This is a genomic window from Amycolatopsis sp. NPDC000009, from assembly GCF_055563465.1.
The window spans coordinates 1-21,707 of record NZ_JBVHDI010000026.1; the positions used below are offsets into that span (position 1 = coordinate 1).

General features: G+C 69.8%; 20 protein-coding genes. 8 read left to right on the forward strand and 12 right to left on the reverse strand.

Annotated features, from left to right (window positions below):
- Positions 1-351: 351 nt before the first annotated feature.
- Positions 352-1,320, reverse strand: coding sequence for a helix-turn-helix transcriptional regulator (locus tag ACZ3HL_RS39735; protein WP_465536811.1), 969 nt, complete (start codon positions 1,318-1,320; stop codon positions 352-354).
- Positions 1,321-1,376: 56 nt separating this feature from the next.
- Between ACZ3HL_RS39735 and ACZ3HL_RS39740 the strand changes: the two genes are divergently transcribed.
- Positions 1,377-3,725, forward strand: coding sequence for an excinuclease ABC subunit UvrA (locus ACZ3HL_RS39740; RefSeq protein ID WP_465536813.1), 2,349 nt, complete (start codon positions 1,377-1,379; stop codon positions 3,723-3,725).
- Between the two features lie 114 nt (positions 3,726-3,839).
- On the forward strand, positions 3,840-4,484 hold the full coding sequence (locus tag ACZ3HL_RS39745; RefSeq protein WP_465536814.1) for a GOLPH3/VPS74 family protein: 645 nt from the start codon (positions 3,840-3,842) through the stop codon (positions 4,482-4,484).
- Here the strand turns inward: ACZ3HL_RS39745 and yidC are convergent.
- Both yidC and ACZ3HL_RS39755 read right to left on the reverse strand, forming a co-directional pair.
- Complete coding sequence (yidC, locus tag ACZ3HL_RS39750) at positions 4,474-5,244, reverse strand: membrane protein insertase YidC (RefSeq protein ID WP_465536816.1); 771 nt, start codon at positions 5,242-5,244, stop codon at positions 4,474-4,476. The genes ACZ3HL_RS39745 and yidC overlap by 11 nt on opposite strands.
- Positions 5,245-5,310: 66 nt before the next feature.
- The gene (locus ACZ3HL_RS39755; protein WP_192741882.1) at positions 5,311-5,667 is read right to left on the reverse strand and encodes a DUF6412 domain-containing protein; all 357 of its coding nucleotides are present in this window, start codon (positions 5,665-5,667) and stop codon (positions 5,311-5,313) included.
- 63 nt (positions 5,668-5,730) lie between these two features.
- On the opposite strand from ACZ3HL_RS39755, the gene ACZ3HL_RS39760 reads away from it, so the two are divergent.
- From ACZ3HL_RS39760 to ACZ3HL_RS39770, 3 genes are all read left to right on the forward strand, one after another.
- Positions 5,731-7,350 carry an ABC-F family ATP-binding cassette domain-containing protein gene (locus ACZ3HL_RS39760; protein WP_465536818.1) on the forward strand — a complete coding sequence of 540 codons (1,620 nt, stop codon included), beginning with the start codon at positions 5,731-5,733 and terminating at the stop codon, positions 7,348-7,350.
- Between the two features lie 123 nt (positions 7,351-7,473).
- Positions 7,474-8,487 (forward strand): YdcF family protein, encoded by a 1,014-nt coding sequence (locus ACZ3HL_RS39765; protein WP_465411813.1) that lies wholly within the window; start codon positions 7,474-7,476, stop codon positions 8,485-8,487.
- Between the two features lie 187 nt (positions 8,488-8,674).
- Positions 8,675-9,496 carry a class I SAM-dependent methyltransferase gene (locus ACZ3HL_RS39770; protein ID WP_465536820.1) on the forward strand — a complete coding sequence of 274 codons (822 nt, stop codon included), beginning with the start codon at positions 8,675-8,677 and terminating at the stop codon, positions 9,494-9,496.
- Between the two features lie 4 nt (positions 9,497-9,500).
- On the opposite strand, the gene ACZ3HL_RS39775 is transcribed toward ACZ3HL_RS39770, so the two are convergent.
- Positions 9,501-11,102, reverse strand: coding sequence for an ABC-F family ATP-binding cassette domain-containing protein (locus ACZ3HL_RS39775; protein WP_465536823.1), 1,602 nt, complete (start codon positions 11,100-11,102; stop codon positions 9,501-9,503).
- A 369-nt stretch (positions 11,103-11,471) separates the two neighbouring features.
- On the opposite strand from ACZ3HL_RS39775, the gene ACZ3HL_RS39780 reads away from it, so the two are divergent.
- A complete protein-coding gene (locus ACZ3HL_RS39780; protein ID WP_465536825.1) occupies positions 11,472-12,281 on the forward strand; it encodes a DUF2382 domain-containing protein in 810 nt (269 codons plus the stop codon).
- A 41-nt stretch (positions 12,282-12,322) separates the two neighbouring features.
- Here ACZ3HL_RS39780 and ACZ3HL_RS39785 read toward each other — a convergent pair whose 3' ends face one another.
- The 3 genes from ACZ3HL_RS39785 to ACZ3HL_RS39795 all read right to left on the reverse strand — a co-directional run bounded on the left by ACZ3HL_RS39785 (position 12,323) and on the right by ACZ3HL_RS39795 (position 15,105).
- Positions 12,323-13,990, reverse strand: a complete 1,668-nt coding sequence (locus tag ACZ3HL_RS39785) for a serine/threonine-protein kinase (RefSeq protein WP_465536827.1) — start codon at positions 13,988-13,990, stop codon at positions 12,323-12,325.
- A complete protein-coding gene (locus tag ACZ3HL_RS39790) occupies positions 13,987-14,766 on the reverse strand; it encodes a hypothetical protein (protein ID WP_465536829.1) in 780 nt (259 codons plus the stop codon). The genes ACZ3HL_RS39785 and ACZ3HL_RS39790 overlap by 4 nt, the downstream gene beginning before the upstream one ends.
- Positions 14,767-14,937: 171 nt before the next feature.
- Positions 14,938-15,105, reverse strand: a complete 168-nt coding sequence (locus ACZ3HL_RS39795) for a hypothetical protein (protein ID WP_465411819.1) — start codon at positions 15,103-15,105, stop codon at positions 14,938-14,940.
- Between ACZ3HL_RS39795 and ACZ3HL_RS39800 the strand changes: the two genes are divergently transcribed.
- Complete coding sequence (locus ACZ3HL_RS39800; protein WP_465536830.1) at positions 15,095-15,739, forward strand: hypothetical protein; 645 nt, start codon at positions 15,095-15,097, stop codon at positions 15,737-15,739. The genes ACZ3HL_RS39795 and ACZ3HL_RS39800 overlap by 11 nt on opposite strands.
- Positions 15,740-15,849: 110 nt before the next feature.
- On the opposite strand, the gene ACZ3HL_RS39805 is transcribed toward ACZ3HL_RS39800, so the two are convergent.
- Together ACZ3HL_RS39805 and ACZ3HL_RS39810 are read right to left on the reverse strand one after the other, a co-directional pair.
- Entirely contained in the window at positions 15,850-16,833 is a 984-nt protein-coding gene (locus ACZ3HL_RS39805; RefSeq protein ID WP_465411821.1) for a TerC/Alx family metal homeostasis membrane protein, read from the reverse strand.
- A 159-nt stretch (positions 16,834-16,992) separates the two neighbouring features.
- Complete coding sequence (locus ACZ3HL_RS39810) at positions 16,993-17,796, reverse strand: LLM class flavin-dependent oxidoreductase (RefSeq protein WP_465536831.1); 804 nt, start codon at positions 17,794-17,796, stop codon at positions 16,993-16,995.
- A gap of 210 nt (positions 17,797-18,006) precedes the next feature.
- On the opposite strand from ACZ3HL_RS39810, the gene ACZ3HL_RS39815 reads away from it, so the two are divergent.
- Positions 18,007-18,441, forward strand: a complete 435-nt coding sequence (locus ACZ3HL_RS39815; protein WP_465536832.1) for an SRPBCC family protein — start codon at positions 18,007-18,009, stop codon at positions 18,439-18,441.
- Here ACZ3HL_RS39815 and ACZ3HL_RS39820 read toward each other — a convergent pair.
- From ACZ3HL_RS39820 to ACZ3HL_RS39830, 3 genes are read right to left on the reverse strand one after another with little or no spacing between them, the layout of a single operon-like run.
- Positions 18,438-19,664 carry a glycosyltransferase gene (locus tag ACZ3HL_RS39820; protein ID WP_465536833.1) on the reverse strand — a complete coding sequence of 409 codons (1,227 nt, stop codon included), beginning with the start codon at positions 19,662-19,664 and terminating at the stop codon, positions 18,438-18,440. The two genes, ACZ3HL_RS39815 and ACZ3HL_RS39820, sit on opposite strands and share 4 nt — an antisense overlap.
- Positions 19,661-20,494, reverse strand: coding sequence for an SDR family NAD(P)-dependent oxidoreductase (locus ACZ3HL_RS39825; RefSeq protein ID WP_465536834.1), 834 nt, complete (start codon positions 20,492-20,494; stop codon positions 19,661-19,663). Before ACZ3HL_RS39825 ends, ACZ3HL_RS39820 begins: the two co-directional genes overlap by 4 nt.
- Positions 20,491-21,537, reverse strand: a complete 1,047-nt coding sequence (locus tag ACZ3HL_RS39830; protein ID WP_465536835.1) for an alpha/beta hydrolase — start codon at positions 21,535-21,537, stop codon at positions 20,491-20,493. Before ACZ3HL_RS39830 ends, ACZ3HL_RS39825 begins: the two co-directional genes overlap by 4 nt.
- Positions 21,538-21,707: the final 170 nt, after the last annotated feature.

Here is a 21,707-nt window from a genome sequence, read left to right on the forward strand (position 1 = left end):
CACCCGCTACGACAAACTCGCCGTCCGCTACGAAGCCACCGCGCACATCGCCGCGATCAACGAGTGGCTCTGAACTACTTCGATACAGGCCCTAGAACCGTCCTAAACACTCACGAGACCAGGCGGCCCAGGGGTTCTGCTGGGTGCTGGGCTCGGCCGACGGGTTGCGAAAGCCACTTTCGCAACGTTGAAGGTTGCGAAAGTGGCTTTCGCAACGTCGGCCGTGGCCGGGCCCGGTACCGTCCTGGTGAGCATGTCGGCTCCAGACCCACAGACCCTGACGAACCGGGCCCGGCATCAGGGCGGCCGGAGCCAGCAGATACCTGAGACACCCTCAGCCAGAACCGTCCCTTACCACTCACGAGACGTGCCGCTCCCCCGCAGCAGCCGCTCCCCCGTCCGCGCGAGATACTCGCCGAATTCCGCCGGTTCCTCCACCGTGAACCCGATGTCGGTCAGCAAGAGGACGACGGCGAGCCACTCGAAGGAGTCGACGTGGGCGACATACCGGCACCTGTCGTCGCCCAGGGCCTCGAAACTCCCGTCGATCCGATGCAGCCGGGCCGCGGCCTCGTCCGCGCCGACGTCCAGGGTCAGCGTGATCCGCAGCGATTTCGGGCTGTGAAAGCGTTCCTGGAGATGAGCCGCGACGTCGTCGACCGGAAGCTCGCGAGGCGAGAACGCCACGTCCGTCGTCTTCGGCCCGGCGATCCGGTCGAGGCGGAAGCTCCGCCAATCCCGCCTGCCGAGGTCCCACGCGTACAGGTACCACCGCCTGCCGAGCTGGACCAGGCGCATCGGCTCGACCGTCCGTGACGACGGGCCGTCCTTCGCCGTGTACGCGAACTCGAGGCATCGGCGAGCCGCGATCGCCGCGGCGAGGACGTTCAGGACGTCCTGCGTGACCCGCGGCTGCTCACCGCTCCCGAACTCGACCGCGGCGAGCATTTCGTCGGTCCGCCTGCGCAGCGCCGCCGGCAGGACGCGCCGGAGTTTCGCGGCGGCGCGGTCGGCCGACTCGGCGGTCAGGTCGACGCCGGTGCCGCCCGCCGCGGCGAGCCGCAGCCCGAGCACGGTGGCGATCGCCTCGTCGTGTTCCAGCATGAGCGGCGGCAGCGCGGTTCCCGCGACGAGCCGGTAGTTGCCGCCCGGGCCACGACTGCTCTCCACGGGATACCCCAGGCCGCGAAGGTGGTCGATGTCCCGGCGAAGCGTGCGCGGCGGGACTTCCATGGCCGTCGCGAGTTCGGCGGCGGGCCACGCCCGGCCGGACTGCAGGAGCGACAGCAGCCGCAGCATCCGTTCCCGTGGTGCCGTCACTACGCCTCCCGTAATTGTGGCCGAAAACCGGCCACATCTCATCGTAGCCTCGGGTCATGGCGAAAGTTCAAGCAGACCGTGGCCGGTGGATCACGGTGGAAGGCGCCCGGACGCACAACCTCCGCGACGTGTCGGTGCGGGTGCCGAAGCACCGGCTGACCGTGTTCACCGGTGTGTCCGGATCCGGGAAGTCGTCGCTGGCCTTCGACACGATCGCGGCCGAGGCCGAACGCCTGGTCACCGGGAGCTACCCCGCCTTCGTGCGGAACCGGCTGCCCCAGCATCCGCCCGCCGACGTCGACCGGATCGACGGGCTGGTCTTCACGACGATCGTCGATCAACGGCGGTTCACCGGCAACGCGCGGTCCACCGTGGGCACGGCGAGCGACATCGCGCCGCTGCTGCGGCTGTTGTTCTCGCGTCTCGGCGAACCGAACGCCGGATTCTCGCCCGCCTATTCGTTCAACGATCCGGTGGGGATGTGCCCGCGCTGCGAAGGGCTCGGCGTGGTCGACGAAATCGATCTCGACCGGCTGCTCGACCGCTCGCGGAGCCTGCGTGACGGCGCCGTGCGCTTCCCGACCTTCGCTCCCGGGACCTACCGGTGGAAACGGCTCGTCCACTCCGGACTGGTCGACCCCGATGTCCCGCTGGAACGGTTGCCGCCGGCGAAGGTCGAGACCCTGTTGCACGCCGAAGGGCTCCCCCTCGACGACCCGGGTGACGACTACCCCAAGCACGGCCTCTTCGACGGGATCGTCCCGCGGCTGCGAGACACGTACCTGCGCAAGACCCCATCGCGGCTCACGGCCGAGGAACGGGAAGGACTCGCCGGAGTCGTCACCCGCGGTGTCTGCCCGGAGTGCGCGGGAACCCGCCTGTCCGAGGCGGCGCGCGGCAGCCTGATCGACGGACGCTCCATCGCGGACTGGTCCGCGCTACCGGTCGGCGAATTACGAGACGTCGTCGCGAAGGTTTCCGATCCGTCGGTGGCGCCGCTGCTTCAGGCGATCCGGGAACGCCTCGACGCGCTGGACTCGGTCGGTCTCGGCTATCTCAGCCTGTCCAGGGAGTCGAGGACGCTGTCCGGTGGCGAAGCGCAGCGCGTCAAGATCGTCCGCCATCTCGGGAGCGCGCTCAGCGACGTCTGCTACGTGTTCGACGAGCCCAGCACCGGCCTGCACCCGCACGACGTGCACCGGCTCCTCGAACTGCTGGCCAAGCTCCGCGACGCGCACAACACGATCCTCGTGGTCGAGCACCATCCCGCGGTCATCGCGGCCGCGGATCACGTCATCGATCTCGGCCCCGGCGGCGGTGACGGCGGCGGGCGCGTCCAGTTCGAAGGCCGCCCCGGCGAACTCGTCGCGGCAGGCACCGAGACCGGGCGGATCCTCGGCAGCCCGCTCCGGTTCCGGGAGCGGATCCGCGCCGCCCGAGGGGCCGTGACGATCTCCGGCGCCCGCGGTCACAACCTGCGTGACGTCACCGTCGACGTGCCGCTCGGCGTCCTGACCGTCGTCTCGGGAGTCGCCGGTTCCGGCAAGAGCAGCCTGATCACGGGCGAACTCCCCCGGCAGCATCCCGATTTCGTCGTCGTCGACCAGGCTCCGCTGCGCGGCGGCATCCGGTCCACGCCCGCCACGGTGCTCGGCGTCGCCGAGCCCATCCGCGAGGCGTTCGGGAAAGCCACGGGGAGACATCCGTCGTGGTTCAGCGCCAACGGCCGCGGCGCGTGCCCGGTCTGCAAGGGAAAGGGCGTCATCATCACCGACCTGGCGTTCCTCGACGACGTCCAGACCGGCTGTGACGCCTGCGGTGGCACCCGGTTCAACCCGGACGCGCTCGCCGCACGCCTTGACGACCGGACCATCGCCGACGTCCTCGCGATGAACCCGGCGGACGCCGCCGCGCTGTTCGGCGAACATCCCGCGATCGCCCGGCGGTTGCGCTGGCTGGACCGCGTCGGGCTCGGTTACCTGACCATCGGGCAGAGCCTCGACACCTTGTCCGGCGGCGAACGGCAACGGCTGCTGCTGGCCCGCCACCTCGCCGACGCCGGCCCCGCGGACGAGCTGCGTCTGGTCCTCGACGAACCCACCGCCGGCCTGCACGGCAGCGACGTCGACCGGTTGCTGGCCCTCTGCGACGAACTCGTCGACGGCGGCGCGACACTCGTCCTGATCGAACACGACCAACGGGTGATCGCGCACGCCGACCACGTCATCGACATCGGACCGGGCGCGGGAACCGACGGCGGGACGGTGGTGTTCGAGGGCACGCCGTCGGCACTGGCCGAGGACTCCGCGTCGATCACGGGGCGTCATCTGCGAACGCGTTCCCGGCGCCGGACGGCGCCGGGAACACCCACCCGCCCGGGAACAGTTCCCGGGCGAGCGCGATGATTCCCCATCCGGCTTTGCCCGACACGCCGGTACCGAACAGTTCTTCGCCCTGATACCCGCTCCCGTCTGGCCCTTCGTCCAGCGGAACGGAATGCTGTGCGGCGGGAGGACGAAATGACCGAGTCACTGCCCCAGCGGATGTACCTGCTCGGCTACGACACCGAAAAGAACCGGCTCGACCCCACCAGCGCCCTGGTGCGAGGCACGCTCCTGCGGGCGGCCGCGGTGGCCGAGCTGGTCATCGCGGGTCTTCTCGCCGATCGCGACGGGAAGGCCGCCCGCACGGCCGCGGCAGGCCTCACTCCGAGAGACCCCTTCCTCGCGCAAGTGCTGGAAGACGCTCCCGAAGAGAAGCCTCGCCGCTGGTTCGCCCTCATCGACCGCGACTGGCACAAAGCCGAGAACATCGTCCGCGACCAGCTCGCCGCTTCCGGGACGATCAGGGTCGACAAGCGCCGGGCGATGGGCATCTTCCCGGTTCGCGACGTCACGCTGACCGAACCTCAGCGGGCGCTGCGCGAGCCGATCCGGAACGTGGTGCTGAGCGGCGAAGACCCGGGCGCCGTCCCGATCGAGGACGCGGTCCTCGCCATGCTGTCGTACGAGGGCGACGTCCGCACGGTCTTCACCTCGAAGGAGAATCGCGCGAACCGGAAAGCCGTCAAGGCGCTGGCGGCGCATGTCGACACCGCCCTTCCCGGACTGCGCAAGGCGGTTCAGTACTCGGTGGCCGCCCGCCGCTCGGCCGTCAGCGGCTAGCCTCCTCCCTGTCGACGACCTTGGTGAGGAAATGCTGCTGTCCCAGCGTCCACACGTTGGTGGCCAGGAAGTACAGCAGCACCCCGATCGGCACCGGGAAGAACGCTCCCGAGACCAGCATGCCGAGCGGCGCCAGGTACATCATCAGCTTGGTGATCCCAGCCGCCTCGGGCTGCCGCGCGAGCCCAGAGCGCATCGAGAAGAACGTGGCCAGGCTCGCGATCAGCATCAGCGGCACCCCGACGGCGATCATGTGGACGTGATCCGTGCCGAACGCGGCCAGCTCCGCCGCCGGTTGCGAAAGCCAGTTGCCGAGCTTCGCGCCGAAGAGGTCGGCGTTCAAGAACGACCGCACCCCGGCGGCGTCGAAAACGTGGTTCGACTGCGCTCCCGGGGTGAAGTCGCGCAAAACCCAGTACAGGGACAGGAACACCGGCAGGTGGATCAGCGCCGGGAGACAACCGCCCAGCGGGTTCGCACCGGTCTCGGCGTGGAGTTTCTGGATCTCCTTCGCCATCCGCTGGCGATCCTTGCCGTACTTCTCTTTGATCTCCCGCATCCGCGGCGCGAGCGCCTGCATGCGACGGCCGGCGCGCAGCGCGCCGAGGGCGGGTTTGACCAGCAGCAGGCGCAGGGTGAAGACGAGGAACACGATGGACAGCACCCAGGCCACGCCGGAGTCGGGACTCGAAACGGCGCCGAAAACCTTGTGCCAGAACCAGAGAATGGCGGAAACGGGGTACAGGAAGACATCGAACATGACCGGGTCACTCCGTCGGTCGAAGGGGTGTGGGCAGGAGTGACTGCCTCACCTTCGAACGGAAGGTCAGGCAGTCGCGATGCCCAGTGACGGAGCCCGGGGCCGCACGCGGCCACGCGCGTCGGGGTCGCGCAGGCTCAGGAACAGCTGCGCGCGTTCGCGCAGGCTGATGGCGCGCACCCGCATCGCGGCGGCCGCCGGTTCCAGGCGGAAATGCGCCGCCAGCGCGAGCAGGACGGCGGCGAGGGACGCGGTCAGCGCGGCGGCCAGGCCGAGCGGATTGGCGACGGCCACCGACGCCGTCAGCGCGGTGGCCAGGCTCAGCGGGTTGATCCCGCCGACGACCGGGAGCACGACGAACAACTCGGGCAGGAACAGCGCAAGCATCAGCTTGAGCCGCACGCCGAAGTAGGTTCGCTCCACGTCACCGACACTACCGGAGTTATTGCGTTGCGTGATTCCCGATCGCGCGGGCAGGCTGTCGGAATGGGTCACGTCGAGGTCGCGCACGTCGAGTACCACCTGCCCGACGGCCGGCTGCTCCTCGACGACGTCTCGTTCCGCGTCGGGGAGGGCAGCGTCTGCGCGCTCGTCGGCGCCAACGGTGCGGGCAAGACGACGTTGCTGCGGCTGATCTCGGGGGAGCTCTCCCCCAGCGGCGGGTCGGTGACGATCAGCGGCGGGCTCGGGGTGATGCCGCAGTTCGTCGGCTCAGTGCGAGACGAACGGACAGTGCGGGATCTGCTCGTCTCGGTGTCGCCGGAAGCGCTCCGCGCCGCCGCCCGCGCGGTCGACGAGACCGAACTCGCCTTGATGGAACGCGACGACGAAGCGAACCAGATGGCGTACGCCCAAGCGCTCGGCGATTGGGGCGACGCTCGCGGCTACGAAGCCGAAGTCGTGTGGGACAAGTGCACGACGGCGGCCCTCAACCTGCCGTACGAAAAGGCACGCTGGCGCGAAGTGCGCACGCTGTCCGGTGGTGAACAGAAGCGGCTGGTGCTGGAGGCGCTGCTGCTCGGCGGATCCGGCGTGCTCCTGCTCGACGAGCCGGACAACTACCTCGACGTCCCCGGCAAACAGTGGCTGGAAGAGCGGCTGCGTGAGACCCAGAAGACCGTGCTGTTCGTTTCGCACGACCGGGAACTCCTCGCGCGGGCGGCGAACAAGATCATCAGCGTGGAACCCGGGCCCTCCGGCGGCGACGTCTGGGTGCACGGCGGCGGCTTCGACAGCTACCACCAGGCCCGCGCGGAACGCTTCGAGCGCTTCGAGGAACTCCGCCGCCGCTGGGACGAAAAGCACGCCCAGCTCAAGAAACTCGTGGCCGACATGCGGCAGTACGCCGCGCGAAGCGACGAGATGGCTTCGCGGTATCACGCCGCGCAGACCCGGTTGCGGAAGTTCGAGGAGGCCGGAGCGCCCGCCGCACCCCCGCGCGAACAGAAGATCACGATGCGCCTGCGCGGCGGCCGGACGGGTGTCCGAGCCGTCACCTGCGAAGGCCTCGAACTACGCGGCCTGATGAAACCCTTCGGCCTGGAGGTCTTCTACGGCGAACGGGTCGCGGTACTCGGCTCGAACGGCTCCGGTAAATCACATTTCCTGCGGCTGCTGGCGGGCGAGGACGTCGCGCACGACGGACGGTGGAAACTCGGTGCCCGCGTCGTCCCCGGCCATTTCGCGCAGACGCACGCCCATCCCGAACTGCTCGGGCACACACTCGTCGACATCCTCTGGACCGGCTACGCGCGGAGCCGGGGGCCCGCGATGAACATCCTGCGCCGCTACGAACTCGACGGCCAGGGCGACCAGCGGTTCGAGAAGCTGTCCGGCGGCCAGCAGGCGCGGTTCCAGATCCTGCTGCTGGAGATCGGCGGCGCGACGATCCTGCTCCTGGACGAACCGACCGACAACCTCGACCTCGCCTCGGCGGAAGCGCTGCAGCAAGCGTTGGAAGCCTACGAAGGAACCACGATCGCGGTGACGCACGACCGGTGGTTCGCCCGATCCTTCGACCGGTACCTCGTGTTCGGCTCGGACGGGCACGTGCGCGAAACCGCGGAACCGGTGTGGGACGAGCGGCCGGTGCAGCGCGCCCGGTGACTCACTCGGGTCAGGAAGAGCGACACACCAACGAGAGGTTGCCTGCGGCGGCTGCATCGTGTGTTTGAATGCCGCCGCGTGCCGACACCCGAGTGCTCGCATCGTCCCCAGGCTGGAGTTCTCGTGAAGGCCGCTGCCATCCCCTTCGCCATCGCGGCCTTGTGCTGCGCGGCGTTCCTCGTGAGCTTCCTTCGCGACCGGCGCCGGTTGCGGAATGGCTTTTACCTCTTCTTCGCGCTGCTGTTCCTCGGCGTGACGTTCATCGCGCTGCTCGCCTCGGTTTCGCCCGAGGCGGCGGGTTTCGTCGCGGTCGGGGTGATCCTGTTGATCATCCCGACGGTCCTCGCGCTGACGGTCTTCCTGATCTGCAACGGGATCACCATGCTGCGCCGCGAGGGACGGCGGCTGGCCAACGTCCTTTCGCTCCTGACGGGGCTCGGCATCTGCGCGCTGATCGTCTTCAACGCGACGGTCACCCGGCTGGCCTGGGAACCGCTCGACATCGTTCGGGGCATCCTGAACGGACTCGTCGTCTACTTCTCGTTCCTTTTCGTCTGTTTCCTCCTGTACTCGATCGTCTATGGCCGCATCCGCACCGAAAAGGGCGTGGACTTCGTCGTGGTGCTGGGTTCGGGTCTGCTGAACGGGCATCAGGTGCCGCCGTTGCTTGCGGGCCGCCTGAACCGGGCGAAACGCGTCATCGACGCCGAAGCCCGGCGCGGCCGGGAGCCGATGGTGGTCACCTCGGGCGGGCAAGGACCCGACGAGGACCTGCCGGAGTCCCACGCCATGGCCGCCTACCTGGTCGAGAACGGGCTGCCGAAAGAGCGGATCCTTCTCGAGGACCGCTCGCGAACGACGTTCGAGAACCTCACTTTCAGCGCCGAGATCATGGAGCGGCGGAAGTCGGATTACCGGTGCACGGTGGTCACGAACAACTTCCACGTGCTCCGCGCCGCCCTCATCGCCCGCCGCGCCAAGGTGAACGGCCAGGTCATCGGGTCACCGACGGCCTGGTACTTCTGGCCGAGCGCCACCCTTCGCGAATTCGTGGCCATCTTGGTGGACCACAAGTACAAGAACCTGATCGTCTGCGGGCTCATCGTGCTTTCGCAGGTCTCGCGCGCCTTCTCGTGAGTGGGTAACTCCGTGGCGGCACCGGTGAGCACGCGTGTTGCGAAAGTGGCTTTCGCAACACGCACGCCCGGCCGGCGGAAGAAACCGGCACCCCGGGACGAACGTCGGGCCCCATCACTCGGAGCGCCATGACAAATCCCCCTCCGCCGTTTGACAACACCGTTTTCGCGGGGTCATCGTCCTGCGCATGAGCGCTTACACCCGGCAGGCGATGGCGCGGCTGTTCGACCGGACGGCGGAGACCTACGACGCGCTCGGCGTCGACTTCTTCGGCGCGTTCGCCACGGAACTGCTCGACCGGGTCGGCCTCGTCCCCGGTGAGCGGGTGCTGGACGTCGGCTGTGGCCGGGGCGCGGTGCTGTTCCCGGCGGCCGAGCGGGTCGGCCCGGAAGGATCGGTGCTGGGGATCGACCTTTCCGCGGAGATGGTCGAGCGCACCGCGAAGGACATCGAGGCGCGCGGAGCCAACGCCTCGGTTTCCCTTATGGATGCCCAAGAACCGGCGCTGGACGATGCCACCTTCGATGCCGTCCTCGCGTCGTTCGTGGTGTTCTTCCTGCCTGATCCGGTCGCCGGCCTGCGGTCCTGGCATCGCCTCCTCGCACCCGGCGGCAGGCTGGGCGTCACCACGTTCGGCGCCGACGATCCCCGGTGGGCGGCCGTGCGCGAGGTGTTCAAACCGTTCGTTCCGCCGGAGCTGGCCTGGACACTCGCCATCAGGTCGGGCCTGTTCGCCACCATCGAAGGATTCGGCCAGGCGGTGGAGTCGGCCGGCTTCACCGGTGTCAGGTCCGTGGAACGCGTCTATCCGGTGAAGTTCGCCGACCCCGCGCACTGGATCACCTGGTCCTGGTCACACGGCCAGCGAATGTTCTGGGAGCTGATCCCGGAAGACCGCCTCGACGCCGTGCACCACGCCGTGCTCGCGGAGCTCGAACCACTCCGCGAGCACGACGGGAGCGTGGTGCTCGCGCAGACCGTGCGCTATACCCTCGCCCACCGCGGTTGACGGCTCACAACGCGAGCCTCGGCCAGGACTCCGTGTCCCGGGACAACTGCCGGTCGTGCGTGGCGATCACCACCGCGGCCGGGGTCGTGTCGAGCGCGGCGGTCAGTTCGTCGACGAGCGCGACGGAGAGGTGGTTGGTCGGCTCGTCCAGCAGTACGACGTGCGGACGCCGGGCCAGCACCAGCGCCAGGTCGAGCCGTCGCCGCGCGCCGACCGACAGTTCGGCCACCGGCCGGTGCCGGTCGTAGCCGGCGAGCAGGCCCAATTCGCCCAGCCCCGGCCCGGGTGTCCCGATCCTGGCGAGCTGTTCGTCGTACAGCTCCATCGCCGTCCGCCTGCCCGGCAGGTCGGATTCCTGGCTCAGCCTGCCGATCCGCGCGGACCGCGAACGCGTGACCGTGCCGGTCCCGGGCTCCAGCTCCCCGGCCAGCACGGCCAGGAGCGTCGATTTGCCCGCGCCGTTGCGGCCGGTGACAACGAGCCGGTCGCCGCTTTCCAGCGCCAGGTCGACCGGACGGGTGAGCCGTCCGGCCACCTTCACCCCGGCGGCACGGAGAAGGGTCGCGCCTCCGTGCGCCGGTAGCTCCGGCATGGCGAACCGGGCGGGCGGCGGCGGAACGGCGACCACGTGCCCGGCCAGCTCTTCCTGGCGCCGGTGGACCGCGCGGACCAGCCCGGGCGCACGCGTGGCGCGGACGTGCCTGCCGGTGCCCTTGGGCGGCCGCCAGTTGTCGCGCAACCGGTTTCGCGCCGCGGACAGGTCGTCGGCCAGCCGCTGCCGCTCGGCGAGCTGATCGGCGTGCGCCGATTCCCAGCGGGCGCGTTCGGCTCGACGGGCCTCCACATAGGCCGCGTACCCGCCGCCGTAGACGCGCGGCCGTCCGTCGCTCGACGGATCGAGGTCGATCACCGTGGTGGCGACGTCCGCGAGCAGGGCCCGGTCATGGCTGACCAGCACGACCACGCCCGGATGGGCGCGCAACCGCTCGGTGAGGTGGTCGAGCCCGGCCGCGTCGAGATGGTTGGTCGGCTCGTCGAGCAGCAGCACCGGGTGTCCGGCGCCGAGCAGGCAGGCCAGCCGCACCCGGTGCCGCTGCCCGACCGACAGTGTCCCGAGTGGACGGTCACGGTCGTCGACGGCGGTCAAGGCGGCCAGCGACACTTCGACCCGCCTGTCGGCGTCCCACGCGTCGAGGGCCTCGGCTTCTTCGAGTGCGGCGGCGAAGGCGTCGTCGGCTCCGGGACGTCCGTCGCTGAGCGCCTCGGTGGCGGCCTCGAGCCGGGCGAGCGCGCCGCGGACGGCGGCCAGTTCGAGGTCGATCAACGCACCGACGGTGTCGGTCGCCCCGAGCGGGATCTGCTGGTCGGCGACGCCGGCCGAACCGGAGCGGTGCACCTCGCCACGGTCGGCGGCCAGGTCACCGGCGAGTACCCGGAGAAGTGTGGTCTTGCCGCGACCGTTCTCCCCGACGATGGCGACACGATCGCCGGCGGCGGCGGCGAGGTCGACCCCGGAGAGGACGGGCCGTCCCCCGAAGGAGAGATGGACGCCGGACAGACGGACGTGCGCCGCGCGCACAGGCGCGGGCGAAAGAGGGGATGACATGAAGGAACTGCCTCCGGTGAAGTGATGAGCAGGAAGAACGAAGTCCGGTATCGCGGCTCGCGGTACCGGTGGAGGCGTCGTTCCTCAGAGGAACAGCAGTTGCTGCATCACGATCACGAGGGTAGGGCACGTCTCCGGATCCCCGCACCCGATTTTCGGACCACACGTTCGCGCCATCCCCCGCGACTGGCGGTCACCCCGCGGAGACCCCCCTTCACCTGCGACGACACGCCTGCCCTAGCCCGTGATCGCGGCTTCAAACCACCACTTTCCGGGGTCACCCACAGGTGCATCACGACGGTTGCCGTGCTCATCGGCCCGTTCGACGGTGGGCTTCTCAGCAAGGATCTTCCGAGAGGAGCGGGACCGATGGCGAAGACCATGCAGCCGCAAGAACTCATCGACAGTGCCGTGGTCGACCCGACCGGCAACAAGCTCGGCAAGGTGGGCAACGTCTACCTCGCCGACGCGACTCGCCAGCCGGAATGGATCACCGTCAAGACGGGCCTGTTCGGCACGAAGGAGAGCTTCGTTCCGCTCTCCGGAGCGCACGCTGACCAGGACGGAGTGCACGTCCGCGTCGACAAGGACGCGGTCACCGACGCGCCTCGTATCGAGGCCGACGGCCACTTGTCCGCCGAGGAGAGCGCGCAGCTCTACAAGCACTACGGGCTGCCGATGCCGAGGACCTCGCCGGACGGCCGGATGGACGACCGGGCGCAGGGCCGGGGCAGGGGCCGGGACGAGGCCGGCCGGACCAGGGCCGGCATGGACACGGGAACGGACGCCGGCCGGAAGAACCGGGACGCCGAGCCCACCATGACGCGGTCCGAGGAACAGCTGAACGTCGGCACCGAGCAGGTCGAGACCGGGCACGTCCGGCTGCGCAAGTACGTCGTCACCGAGGAACAGCAGGTCACCGTGCCGGTCAGCCACGAAGAGGTGCGCGTCGAACGGGAGCCGATCACGAAGCCGGGCGGCGAGCGCGCCGAGATCACCGAGGACGAGCAGGAAGTCGTGCTCCACGCCGAGAAACCGGTGGTGAACAAGGAAACCGTCGCGGTGGAACGGGCGAGGCTCAAGACCGAGACCGTCACCGAGGACCAGACGATCTCCGGCAAGGTGCGCAAGGAACAGTTCGAGGTCACCGACGACGACGGCAAGCACCGCAAGTCGTGATCCCGGCGCGGGGGCGGCCCGCGAAGGCCGCCCCCGGGGTTTCAGCGCGTGCGCCGGACGCGGGCGGCCGCGACCACGAAACCGGCCGCGACGGCACCCGCGATCGAACAGCCGACGCCGAAAGGCACCGCGGGCTCGTGCACTCGCAGGACCGAGACGCATAGCCACGCCGTCGCGCCGAACAGCAGGCCGAGCACCGGGCCACCGGCGAGCGCGCCACGCCAGCGGTGTCCGTTCCGGATGGTCCGCAGCCCGGATTCCAGGTACGCCAAGGCGAACAGGGCGAGGATCAGGCTGCCCGCGCCGAGCGCGCTCGCGAGCGGATGCTGCCGGGTGACGACGGTGAAAGTCCTCGGGACGCCGTCGGCCGTCAAGGTCGCGGTCACGGCTCCGCCGGCGATCCAGCGGGTGAGCCCGGGAAAAGCGAGATCGGCGCGGAAACCCTCGCCCTCGGGTTTCGGCACCGCCGACGCGGAACCGAGCGGGATCCCGGCGGCCGAAAGGTCGAGGGTCACCTGATCCGGGCGCCCCTCCCCCGTCACCGCGAACGTCTTGCTGAGGTCGACGGACGCGGACGATGCGGCGGCGCCGTCGATGTTCAGCGTCGTGGCCTCGTGCGGCAGCCGTTCCGGAGTGAGCAGGGTGAGCACCACGAGCGCGATCGCGGCGACCGCCGCGGCCAGCCGGAACCAGAGCACCGCACCGGGCCGGGTCTCGGGCTCGACGCCCGCGCGGGTCGCCGACAGCGTCGGATCCGGTGCGGGGCGGTGAACCGGCCGTGTCGGGCCGTCTCCCGCCGGCGCGGACGTGCCGAACGCGGAGATCACCCGGGGGGTGAGGTGCCGCACCGGCACCCGCGAGCGTTCCAGCCAGCCCGGTCCGTACACGGCGGTGGCGGCCGAGGCGAGGTCGGCGGCGAAGGTCTCCGCGTCGCGGTAGCGGGAGTCGAGCTCGCGCGAGAGACTGCGCATGACGACCCCGGCGATCGGCGAGGGCACGCCGTCGATCGGGCGCGGATCGGTGAACATGTGCTGGCGCATCATGCTGATCGCGCCGCGGGTGTTGTCGAACGGCAGCTTCCCGGACAGCAGTTCGTAGAGCACCGTGCCCGCGGAGTAGACGTCGGCCGCCGGGCTCAGCGCGTTGCCCATCGCCTGCTCGGGCGCGATGTAGGCGGGTGTGCCGAGGACCTCGCCGCCGTGCGTGACGAGGGTGGCGCCTTCGCTGATCACCTTCGCGATGCCGAAGTCGGCCACCTTCATCACGCCTTGGGTGGTGAAGAGCAGGTTCTTCGGCTTGACGTCCAGGTGCAGCACGCCGGCTTCGTGCGCCGCGTGGAGCCCGGCGAGCATCGCCAGCCCGATCGCGCAGGCCTGCTCCCCGCCGATCTCCCCGCTGCGGAAGCGGCTGTGCACGGTGCCGCCGTCGAGGCGTTCCATCACCATCAGGTGCTCGCGGCCGGTGCGCACGTAGTCGTACACGGGCACGATATGCGGGTGGTCGAGGCTGGCCAGGACGCGCGCTTCGCGGTCGAAGAGCTCACTGCTGACCGCGTGGTTCAGCACGTCCCACGGCAACTGTTTGATGGCGACGTCGCGGCGCAGCGAACGGTGGACGCCGGCGAAGACGACCCCCATCCCGCCCTGGCCGATCGCCGGCCCGATCTCGTACTGCGGCAGCGCGGCGACGACCTCGGCGGGTGCGCTCATCGGTTGAATTCCTTGGTGGAGCCGGGAATACGGACCGTCTCGTCGACGGCGGGCCCTGGCGCGGGATGCGGGGTGAGGTAGCCGAGCAGGAACGCGATGACGGCGGCCCCGAGGACCACCGGGATCTCGATCGCGGGCTCCGGCGGGACGAGCCGCAGCACCGACAGCGAGACGACGGCGACGAGCCCGGTGCCGAATCCGGCGGGCAGGAAACGCAGGCCGCGGCGCCACCGGTTGGCGGGAAGCCGATGGCGGGCGAGCGCGAGCAGGGCCGTCAGCCAGGCCAGCACGGTGAGCACGAGCATCGCGAGCCCGAAAGCGCCGTAGACGGACCAGAAGGACCCGCGGATGTCGGCGACCGTGGTCGCCTCGCCGAGGGTTCCGCGCTGGGCGTCCAGCAATTCGACCGTCGACGGGAGCAGCCCGATCGCCTGACCGGAGAGGTCGGCCATGTCCAGCACGAAGGTCCTGGTGACGCGACTGTGCGCGGGGACTTCGAACGGCGCCGTGGTGTCGTAGGCGAAGAAAGTCAGGGCGAGCGCCACACCGGACACCCGCACGCTCCGGACCTTGACCGCGGTACCGCCGCTGTTGGTCGCCGTGACGGTGAGTTCGAGTGGTTTCGCCGGATCGACCACGACCGTGGCGTTGGTGATCGGCCGGTCGTCGAAGGTGACCGCCAGGTCGAGTCCGCCACTGTCCGCGCCTGCCGGTGGCGAACCGAGGAGGACCGCGCACAGACCCAACGCAACCCCTGCCGCGATGACACGTCCCATTTTGCGCATCCCCTGTTTGCGTTATCCGACTGGTCCGGAATGCTACAGCGAGTACTCACCGGAGAGGGACGTCCCAATGCGTATCGTGGTTCGCCTGATATTCGGCACCGTGACCGGGTTGTTGTTCCTGATTTCCCAGGTGGGAGCGGGAAACGCGCAGCAGTCCCCTTATCAGTCCACGGTTGGTTTGAAACCTTCGAGCGGTCCCGCCGGCAGTTCTTTCACCATTTCCTGGAATTTCTCCCCGTGCAAAGGCCCGATTTCTTTCACCTGGGAAGGAGCGGCCATCACTTCGGTCAGCGCCCCCAGCGGACAGGTCGGGGCGACGGTGCCGGGCAACGCGACGCCCGGCGGCCACCCGGTCACGGGCACCTGCACGAACGCGCGGACCGGTCAGCCGTTGACCGGAACCGCGACCTTCCAGGTGACCGGGACCGTGACGACGGCGCCGCCGACGACGAAGGTGCCCCCGACGACGAAGCCGACCGTCCCGGTGACCACCCCGACCAGACCCGGAACGACCACCACCCCGACCACGCCGGTCACCACGACGACGCCGCCCCCGACGACCCCACCCTCCACAACGGACACTCCCCCGCCGCCGTCCGACGTCCCGTCGTCGAGCAGCACGCCGCCGGGCCCGGACGACCTGATCCTCGACCGGCCGAGTGTGCGGCCCGGCGACGCGCTGTCCGCGACCGGCAAAGGATGTCCACCCGGCGAGCGGGTCACGCTGACGTCGGACGGCGAGCGCGTCGGCGGCGCCTACGCCGACGGCACCGGGGCCTTCACCGCGGCCGTCGAGTTCACCCGGATCGAGGCGGGCAGGCACACCGTCGTCGCCGACTGCGGCGTGCGGCTGACCGGCGCCGTCGAGCAGGTGGTGACCAGCTCGTCGGGCGGGCACAGCGGCACCCTGGTGGTGCTGGTGTTCTTCGTACTGGCCGGCATCACCGTGATCCGCTTTCCCTGAGGTCAGCGCGGTGGCCGCATCGCCGCGAAGACCAGAAGCACCGCGGCGAGGAAGACGGCGGCGATGGCCAGGTCGAGCAGGAAGCCGACGACGAGTTCGGTGATCATCGCTCACTCCCGTGCCGTCCTGGCGGCTTCCCGGCGGCGTGCGTACAGGCTGGTGAACGAAACCGTGACCAGGACGGCGACGATCACGCCCAGTGAGGCCGGGGTCGGGACCTGCGGCACCGACGGCCAGATCCCGTGTGCCCAGTGCAGGACCAGCTTCACCCCGATGAAGGCGAGGATGATGGCGAGGCCGTGGTTCAGGTGGACCAGCTTCGCGAGCGCCGAGTGGAGCACGAAGTACAAGGCGCGCAAGCCCATCAGCGCGAAGGCGTTGGTGGCGAACACGAGGTACGGGTCTTCGGTGATGCCGTAGACCGCGGGCACCGAATCGACCGCGAACACCACGTCGGTGGCGAACACCGCGACGACGACGACCGCCAGCGGGGTGAGCGCGCGGCGCCCGTGTTCACGCACGGTGAGCCGGGTGCCGCGGTAGTCGTCGGTGACCGGCATCAGCCGTCGCAGCAACCGGACCGACCGCAGTTTCGAAAGGTCCAGCTCCTTCTCGCCGCCGGACATGGCCTCGTGCAGGATCTTGACCGCCGAGACGAACAGGATCACGCCGAACACGAGGAACGCCCAGGTGCCCGCCGACAGCATGGCGGCACCGGCCGCGATGAACAGGCCGCGGAGCACCAGCGCCCCCACGATGCCGTACAACAGCACACGCTGCTGCACGGCCGCAGGGACCGCGAAGGCGGCGAGCAGCAGCATGAAGACGAACAGGTTGTCGACCGACAGGGACTTCTCGACGACGAAACCCGTCATGAACTCCAGCGCCTGGCCGCCACCGAACTCCAGCCACAGCCAGAGCCCGAACACGACCGGAAGCGCGAGGTAGAAGACCGACCAGCCGACGGCCTCCCGCATCGACACCTCGTGCGGGCGACGGGTCACCGCGAAATCGGCGACGAGCAGCGCCAGCAGGACGGCGATACTGATCGCCCACAACCCCGGCGATCCCACGGTTGCCACGGACTCGGGCATGGAGCCTCCTCGAACTCGAAGTTCGAGGTCTCCTTCACCCCTGTGGGGCGGCCTCCCGGGGACACCAGCGGAGCGTCCGTATTGACCGGGCAGACCCTTGGGAAGTACTCCCCTCGCCGGTCCAGTATCGCACTTGGTAAAGAGATATTAAAGGTTGGGTCAAGCCGGGCCATCCCGCAGCACGCCGCGCACCGCGTCGACGGACAGGTCGTCCCAGGGAAATTCGGCCATCCACCAGGTGGCGCCCGCCCGTTCGTAGGGCGCGAGATCCGTGCCCGCGGGGACGCCGATGGCGAAGTCGTACGGCTTCTCGGTGTCTTCGCGCAGCGAAGTGATCGTCTCGACCATCTCGGCGTACTCCTCCGCGTGCGGCAGGTGCACCGGGAAGAACCCGTCGTACCGCGCCGCCCTGCGCATCGGCTTCGCCTTCCCGGGGAAGCCAGCCAGCCACACCGGGATCGGCCGCGCCGGCCGGGGCAGGAAGGTGATGTCGTCGACCGTGTAGTGCGCGCCGTGATGCCGCACGGGCTCGCCGGACCACGCGGCGGTGAGGATGTCGAGCGATTCGTCGAGCATCTCGGCGCGTTTGCGGTCGTTCTGTTCGTCGCCGGTCTTCGAGAACTCCCCGCCGAAGCGGTCGCTGCCGAGCCCTGCGCCGAGGATCAGCCTCCCGCCGCTCAACCGGTCGAGGGTAGCCGTCTCCCGGGCGAGTTTGACCGGACGGCGGCGGGCCAACGGCGTGACCATCGGACCGATGGCGAGGTTCTCGGTGGCGGACGCGACGGCGGCGAGGGTGATCCACGGGTCGGCGATCGCCCGCACCGGCTCACGCCAGCGGACGTGATCCCACACGAACAGGCCGTGCCAGCCCGCTTCCTCGGCTTCGGCGGCGAGACGCGCGATGATCACCGGATCGGCCAGTTCGTCGAAGATCGGCAGCCAGAGTGCTGAGCGCAGAGTCATGCGTCGACCGTACGGACCGGCACCGACACTCGCGGCGAGTTCCGGACGTGCGGCAAGCCGTAACTCGCGTGCTTCCAGCCGTAACTCGCGTGCTTGGAGGCGGAACACACGGCACCACGTGAGTTACGGCTCTGCCGCTTGACACGACCACTACAGTTCAACCAGTACGTTGATTAACTGATGAGTTGAATACCCTGCGGAAGAGAATCCATGGCCGACCTGACGATCAACCGTCTCCTCGACGCGCCCCGCGACCTCGTCTTCCGCGTCTGGACCGACCCGGACCACCTCGCGCACTGGTGGGGCCCGACCGGGTTCACCGCCACTTCCTGCACCGTCAATCTCACCAAGGGCGGTAAGTGGCGCATCTGTATGAGTGACGGCGAGACGGACCTGTGGGCGTCGGGCGTCTACCACGAGATCGTCCCGCCGGAGCGGCTCGTCTTCAGCTTCGCCTGGGAAGAGCCGGAAGGCTTCCGGGGGCACGACACGCTCGTCACGGTCACCCTCTCCGACCTCGACGGGAAGACCGAGATGTCGTTCCACCAGGCGATCTTCGAGACCGTGGAGGAGCGCGACAGCCACTCCGAAGGCTGGCAGTCCTGCTTCAGCCGCCTCGTCACCCACCTCGCGGAGCGACGCTAACCCAGCTCGCGCAGGACGTCCCGTGCCCGTGCCACCCCGTCCTCCTCCCGCAGCCGCCCGGCGACGTACTGGGCACCGCGGCGGAACAGCAGGTTGCCGGACAGCTCCAGCAGCCGCGCGGTCAACGAGTCCGCCGCGACCTCCCGTAGCGGCAACGGCCGCGGCCCCGCACCGAGCCGGAAAACGCGATCACCCCAGTACGGCTGATCGGAGAACACCGGGCAGATCAGCGAAGGGACGCCCGCACGCAACGCGGCCGCGGTCGTGCCCGCGCCGCCGTGGTGCACCACCGCCGCCGTGCGTGGGAACAGCCACGCGTGCGGGACGTCCCCGATCGTCAGCAGGTCGTCGTCTTCGGACGCGGCATCGGTACCGAGCAGGCCGCGCAACCCTGCCCGGCGCAACGCCGCGCGGACGGCGCCGAACGTCCGTTCCGCCTCCGACGGCCGCATGCTGCCGAAGCCGACGTACACCGGAGGCGGCCCGGACGCGAGGAAATCCCGCAGTCGCGGGTCCGGCCGCCACGCGGCGGGCGCTTCGAGAAACCAGTACCCGGTGACGTGCACCCTCGATGGCCAATCCTTCGGCCTCGGCACGACCGCGTCGGAAAAACCGCACAGCACCGGGGTTTCCGATCGCCGTGGCCCGCGGAGACCGGCCGCGGGCAGACCCAGTGACCGCTCGCGCCACCGGTCCACCTCCGGCCTCAGCACCTGCCAGGCGACGGTGTCGACGGCGTGGAAACTCAGCCACCTGCCGCACGGCCCGGTCCTGGCCGCCCACGGCACCAGTGGATGCGCGAACGTCCGCGTCGGCACGCTGGGCTGGTAATGCAGTTCGACGTCGGGGACGCCGAGCGAGGCACCCAGGTGCGCGCCGAGGAACCCGAGCGTCGGAGCGAGAACGAGATCGGCACCGGCCGCTCCTTGCCGGACGTCGGCCAGCAGACGCTCCATCACCGGCGCCAGTGCGCCGCGCAACCCGCGAAGGAAGGCCGCGGGCGTGCGCCCCTCGGTCCATTCGCGGCCACCGTCCGAACCCAGGATCTCGCTCGGGTCGGCGGAAAGCGGCGCGAAATCCAGGCCGTGCGAGGTCACCAGCGTCCGGAACCGCTCGGCCGCCAGCACCCGGACCCGATCGCCGTCGAGACCGCGCCCCAGTGCGATGCACGGCTGGACGTCGCCGCGGGAACCCGGAGCGACGATCACGACGAGCCGGGTCATCGCTTCGCTGCCGTCAACCGGTAGCGGAGGCGGAACGGCAGCTTCGCCAGTACCGCCGCGACATGCGCGTCCCTGCCGACCAGGTACCGCGGCGCGACCCGCCGGGCGGTCAGCGCGTGGACGACGGCCCGTGCCGCCCGCTCGGGCGAGACACCGTTCCGCGCGGACCGCTCCGCACTGCGTTCGGCCTCGTCCAGTTGCGCCGCATACCTTTCCCGCGCAGCCCGCGGCAGGGCGGCACGGACCTCTTCGGCGGCGGCGCGGGCGCGCGGCCAGATCGACGTGGCGACGGCACCGGGCTCGACGAGGACCACCCGGATCCCGGACGGGGCCAGTTCGGCGCGCAGGCTGTCGGTCAAGCCGACCAGCGCGAACTTCGAGGTGTGATACGGCCCGACCATCGGTCCGGCGATCCGCCCGCCCATCGACCCGACCGTCACCACCCTGGCGGCGGACGCGGCGCGCAGCGCGGGAAGCATCGCCTGCGTGACGGCCAGCTGGCCGGTGACGTTGACCTCCAGCTGCTGCCGGAAGTCCTCGAGTGGGACGTGTTCCAGCGGTCCCGGCCGGGCCATTCCCGCGTTGTTCACCAGACCGCGTAACGGACCCGCGGCCGCGACCTTCTCGCCGCACGCCGCGATCGACGCCGTGTCGCGGAGATCCATGCGCAGCACGGTGACCGCTTCGCCGAAGGTGCGCACGAGGTCCGCTTCGTCCGCGTCGGTGCGCACACCGGCCCAGACGTGAGCTCCCCGCCGGACGAGTTCGGCCACGCACGCCCGGCCGATCCCGCTCGAAGCCCCGGTGACCACAAAGGACGGACGGGTCACGACGCCTCCCCCTGCTTCACCGGCGCGGAAAGCGCCCGCAACATCCTCGGCCAGGTCTTGTGCAGCTGGTCCTGCCAGTACGCCCAGTGGTGTGTGCCCGGCCCGTAGAAGTCCGTCATGACGGGGACGCCGAGCCGGTTCAGCCGGTCCGCCATCGCGGTGGTCTGGCCGGAGCACAGGAATTCGAGCAGCATCGCGCCGGGCAGCACGTCGATCGGGAGCTTTCCGTCGAACGGCCCAGGCAGGCCGTTGCCCGTGGACAGATACAGCTCGGTGCCGCGGAGGCGGTCGGCGTTCACCAGCGGATCGTGTGCGTCCCAGCGGGACGACTCGCGCCGCCTGTCGCCCCAGAGCGCTTCGGGATCCTGCCTGGCCGAGGCGACGATCGCGCTGGTCAGAAGCTCGCCGTACGGGCCGGTGGGGTTGAGGTTGCCGCTGAACGACCCGGCGAACCGGAACACCCCCGGCCGCCGGGCGGCGAGTTCCACCGCGCCGTACCCGCCGAGCGAGAGCCCTGCCGCGACCCGCCGCCCATCCCCCCGGTAGCCGCGATCGATCAGCTGCGGGATCTCGACCGCGGTGAACGTCTCCCACTGGTTGAGCACGACGTTCTTGCCGTAATTCCACCAGTCGGAAAAGAACCCGGCGGATCCGGAACCCGGCATCACCACCAGCGCACCGGAATCGTCGGCGAGTTTCCGGATGTCGGTATTGGCGGTCCAGCCACGGTAGTCCTGCAGACGGGTCTCCCCGGCGAGCAGGTACACCGCCGGCCACTTCCGGTCCGGTTCCGCGGCCCACCGCGACGGCAGGATCAGCCGGACCATCGCATAGCTCCCGACGCCGACCGAGCGCACGGTGAGATCCAGCATCCGCGGGTCACCGTCCACAGTGGTCTGGGCGACGACGTGCGAGCCGTCGTCGGCACGGGCGTCCGGGATCCCGCCCTCGGCCCACGCCGGTGCCGCGGCGACGCTCGGCAGCAAACACGCCGCGACCGCCAGCGACGCGACGGCCCGTAGCCGCCTCGAAGTAGTGCGCATACGAAATCCTTCGTCCCGGTCGTTCGATCGAATTCGAAAATGTGACGGCGATTACCCGAGAAAGAAAATCAGAGGTGGCGACACGTTAAGCGGACGGACCCCCTGCAGGCAATTGTCCTGCCCACAATCCGGGAGGACAATATGAATGCCAGGGAAACAAGAAATGCCTC

Bases quoted from the DNA above. Each gene is read 5' to 3' on its own strand.
- ACZ3HL_RS39740 (WP_465536813.1), top strand. From the start codon at position 1,377: ATGGCGAAAGTTCAAGCAGACCGTGGCCGGTGGATCACGGTGGAAGGC.
- ACZ3HL_RS39745 (WP_465536814.1), top strand. From the start codon at position 3,840: ATGACCGAGTCACTGCCCCAGCGGATGTACCTGCTCGGCTACGACACC.
- yidC (WP_465536816.1), bottom strand. From the start codon at position 5,244: ATGTTCGATGTCTTCCTGTACCCCGTTTCCGCCATTCTCTGGTTCTGG.
- ACZ3HL_RS39760 (WP_465536818.1), top strand. From the start codon at position 5,731: ATGGGTCACGTCGAGGTCGCGCACGTCGAGTACCACCTGCCCGACGGC.
- ACZ3HL_RS39770 (WP_465536820.1), top strand. From the start codon at position 8,675: ATGAGCGCTTACACCCGGCAGGCGATGGCGCGGCTGTTCGACCGGACG.
- ACZ3HL_RS39775 (WP_465536823.1), bottom strand. From the start codon at position 11,102: ATGTCATCCCCTCTTTCGCCCGCGCCTGTGCGCGCGGCGCACGTCCGT.
- ACZ3HL_RS39780 (WP_465536825.1), top strand. From the start codon at position 11,472: ATGGCGAAGACCATGCAGCCGCAAGAACTCATCGACAGTGCCGTGGTC.
- ACZ3HL_RS39785 (WP_465536827.1), bottom strand. From the start codon at position 13,990: ATGAGCGCACCCGCCGAGGTCGTCGCCGCGCTGCCGCAGTACGAGATC.
- ACZ3HL_RS39790 (WP_465536829.1), bottom strand. From the start codon at position 14,766: ATGGGACGTGTCATCGCGGCAGGGGTTGCGTTGGGTCTGTGCGCGGTC.
- ACZ3HL_RS39805 (WP_465411821.1), bottom strand. From the start codon at position 16,833: ATGCCCGAGTCCGTGGCAACCGTGGGATCGCCGGGGTTGTGGGCGATC.
- ACZ3HL_RS39810 (WP_465536831.1), bottom strand. From the start codon at position 17,796: ATGACTCTGCGCTCAGCACTCTGGCTGCCGATCTTCGACGAACTGGCC.
- ACZ3HL_RS39815 (WP_465536832.1), top strand. From the start codon at position 18,007: ATGGCCGACCTGACGATCAACCGTCTCCTCGACGCGCCCCGCGACCTC.
- ACZ3HL_RS39820 (WP_465536833.1), bottom strand. From the start codon at position 19,664: ATGACCCGGCTCGTCGTGATCGTCGCTCCGGGTTCCCGCGGCGACGTC.
- ACZ3HL_RS39830 (WP_465536835.1), bottom strand. From the start codon at position 21,537: ATGCGCACTACTTCGAGGCGGCTACGGGCCGTCGCGTCGCTGGCGGTC.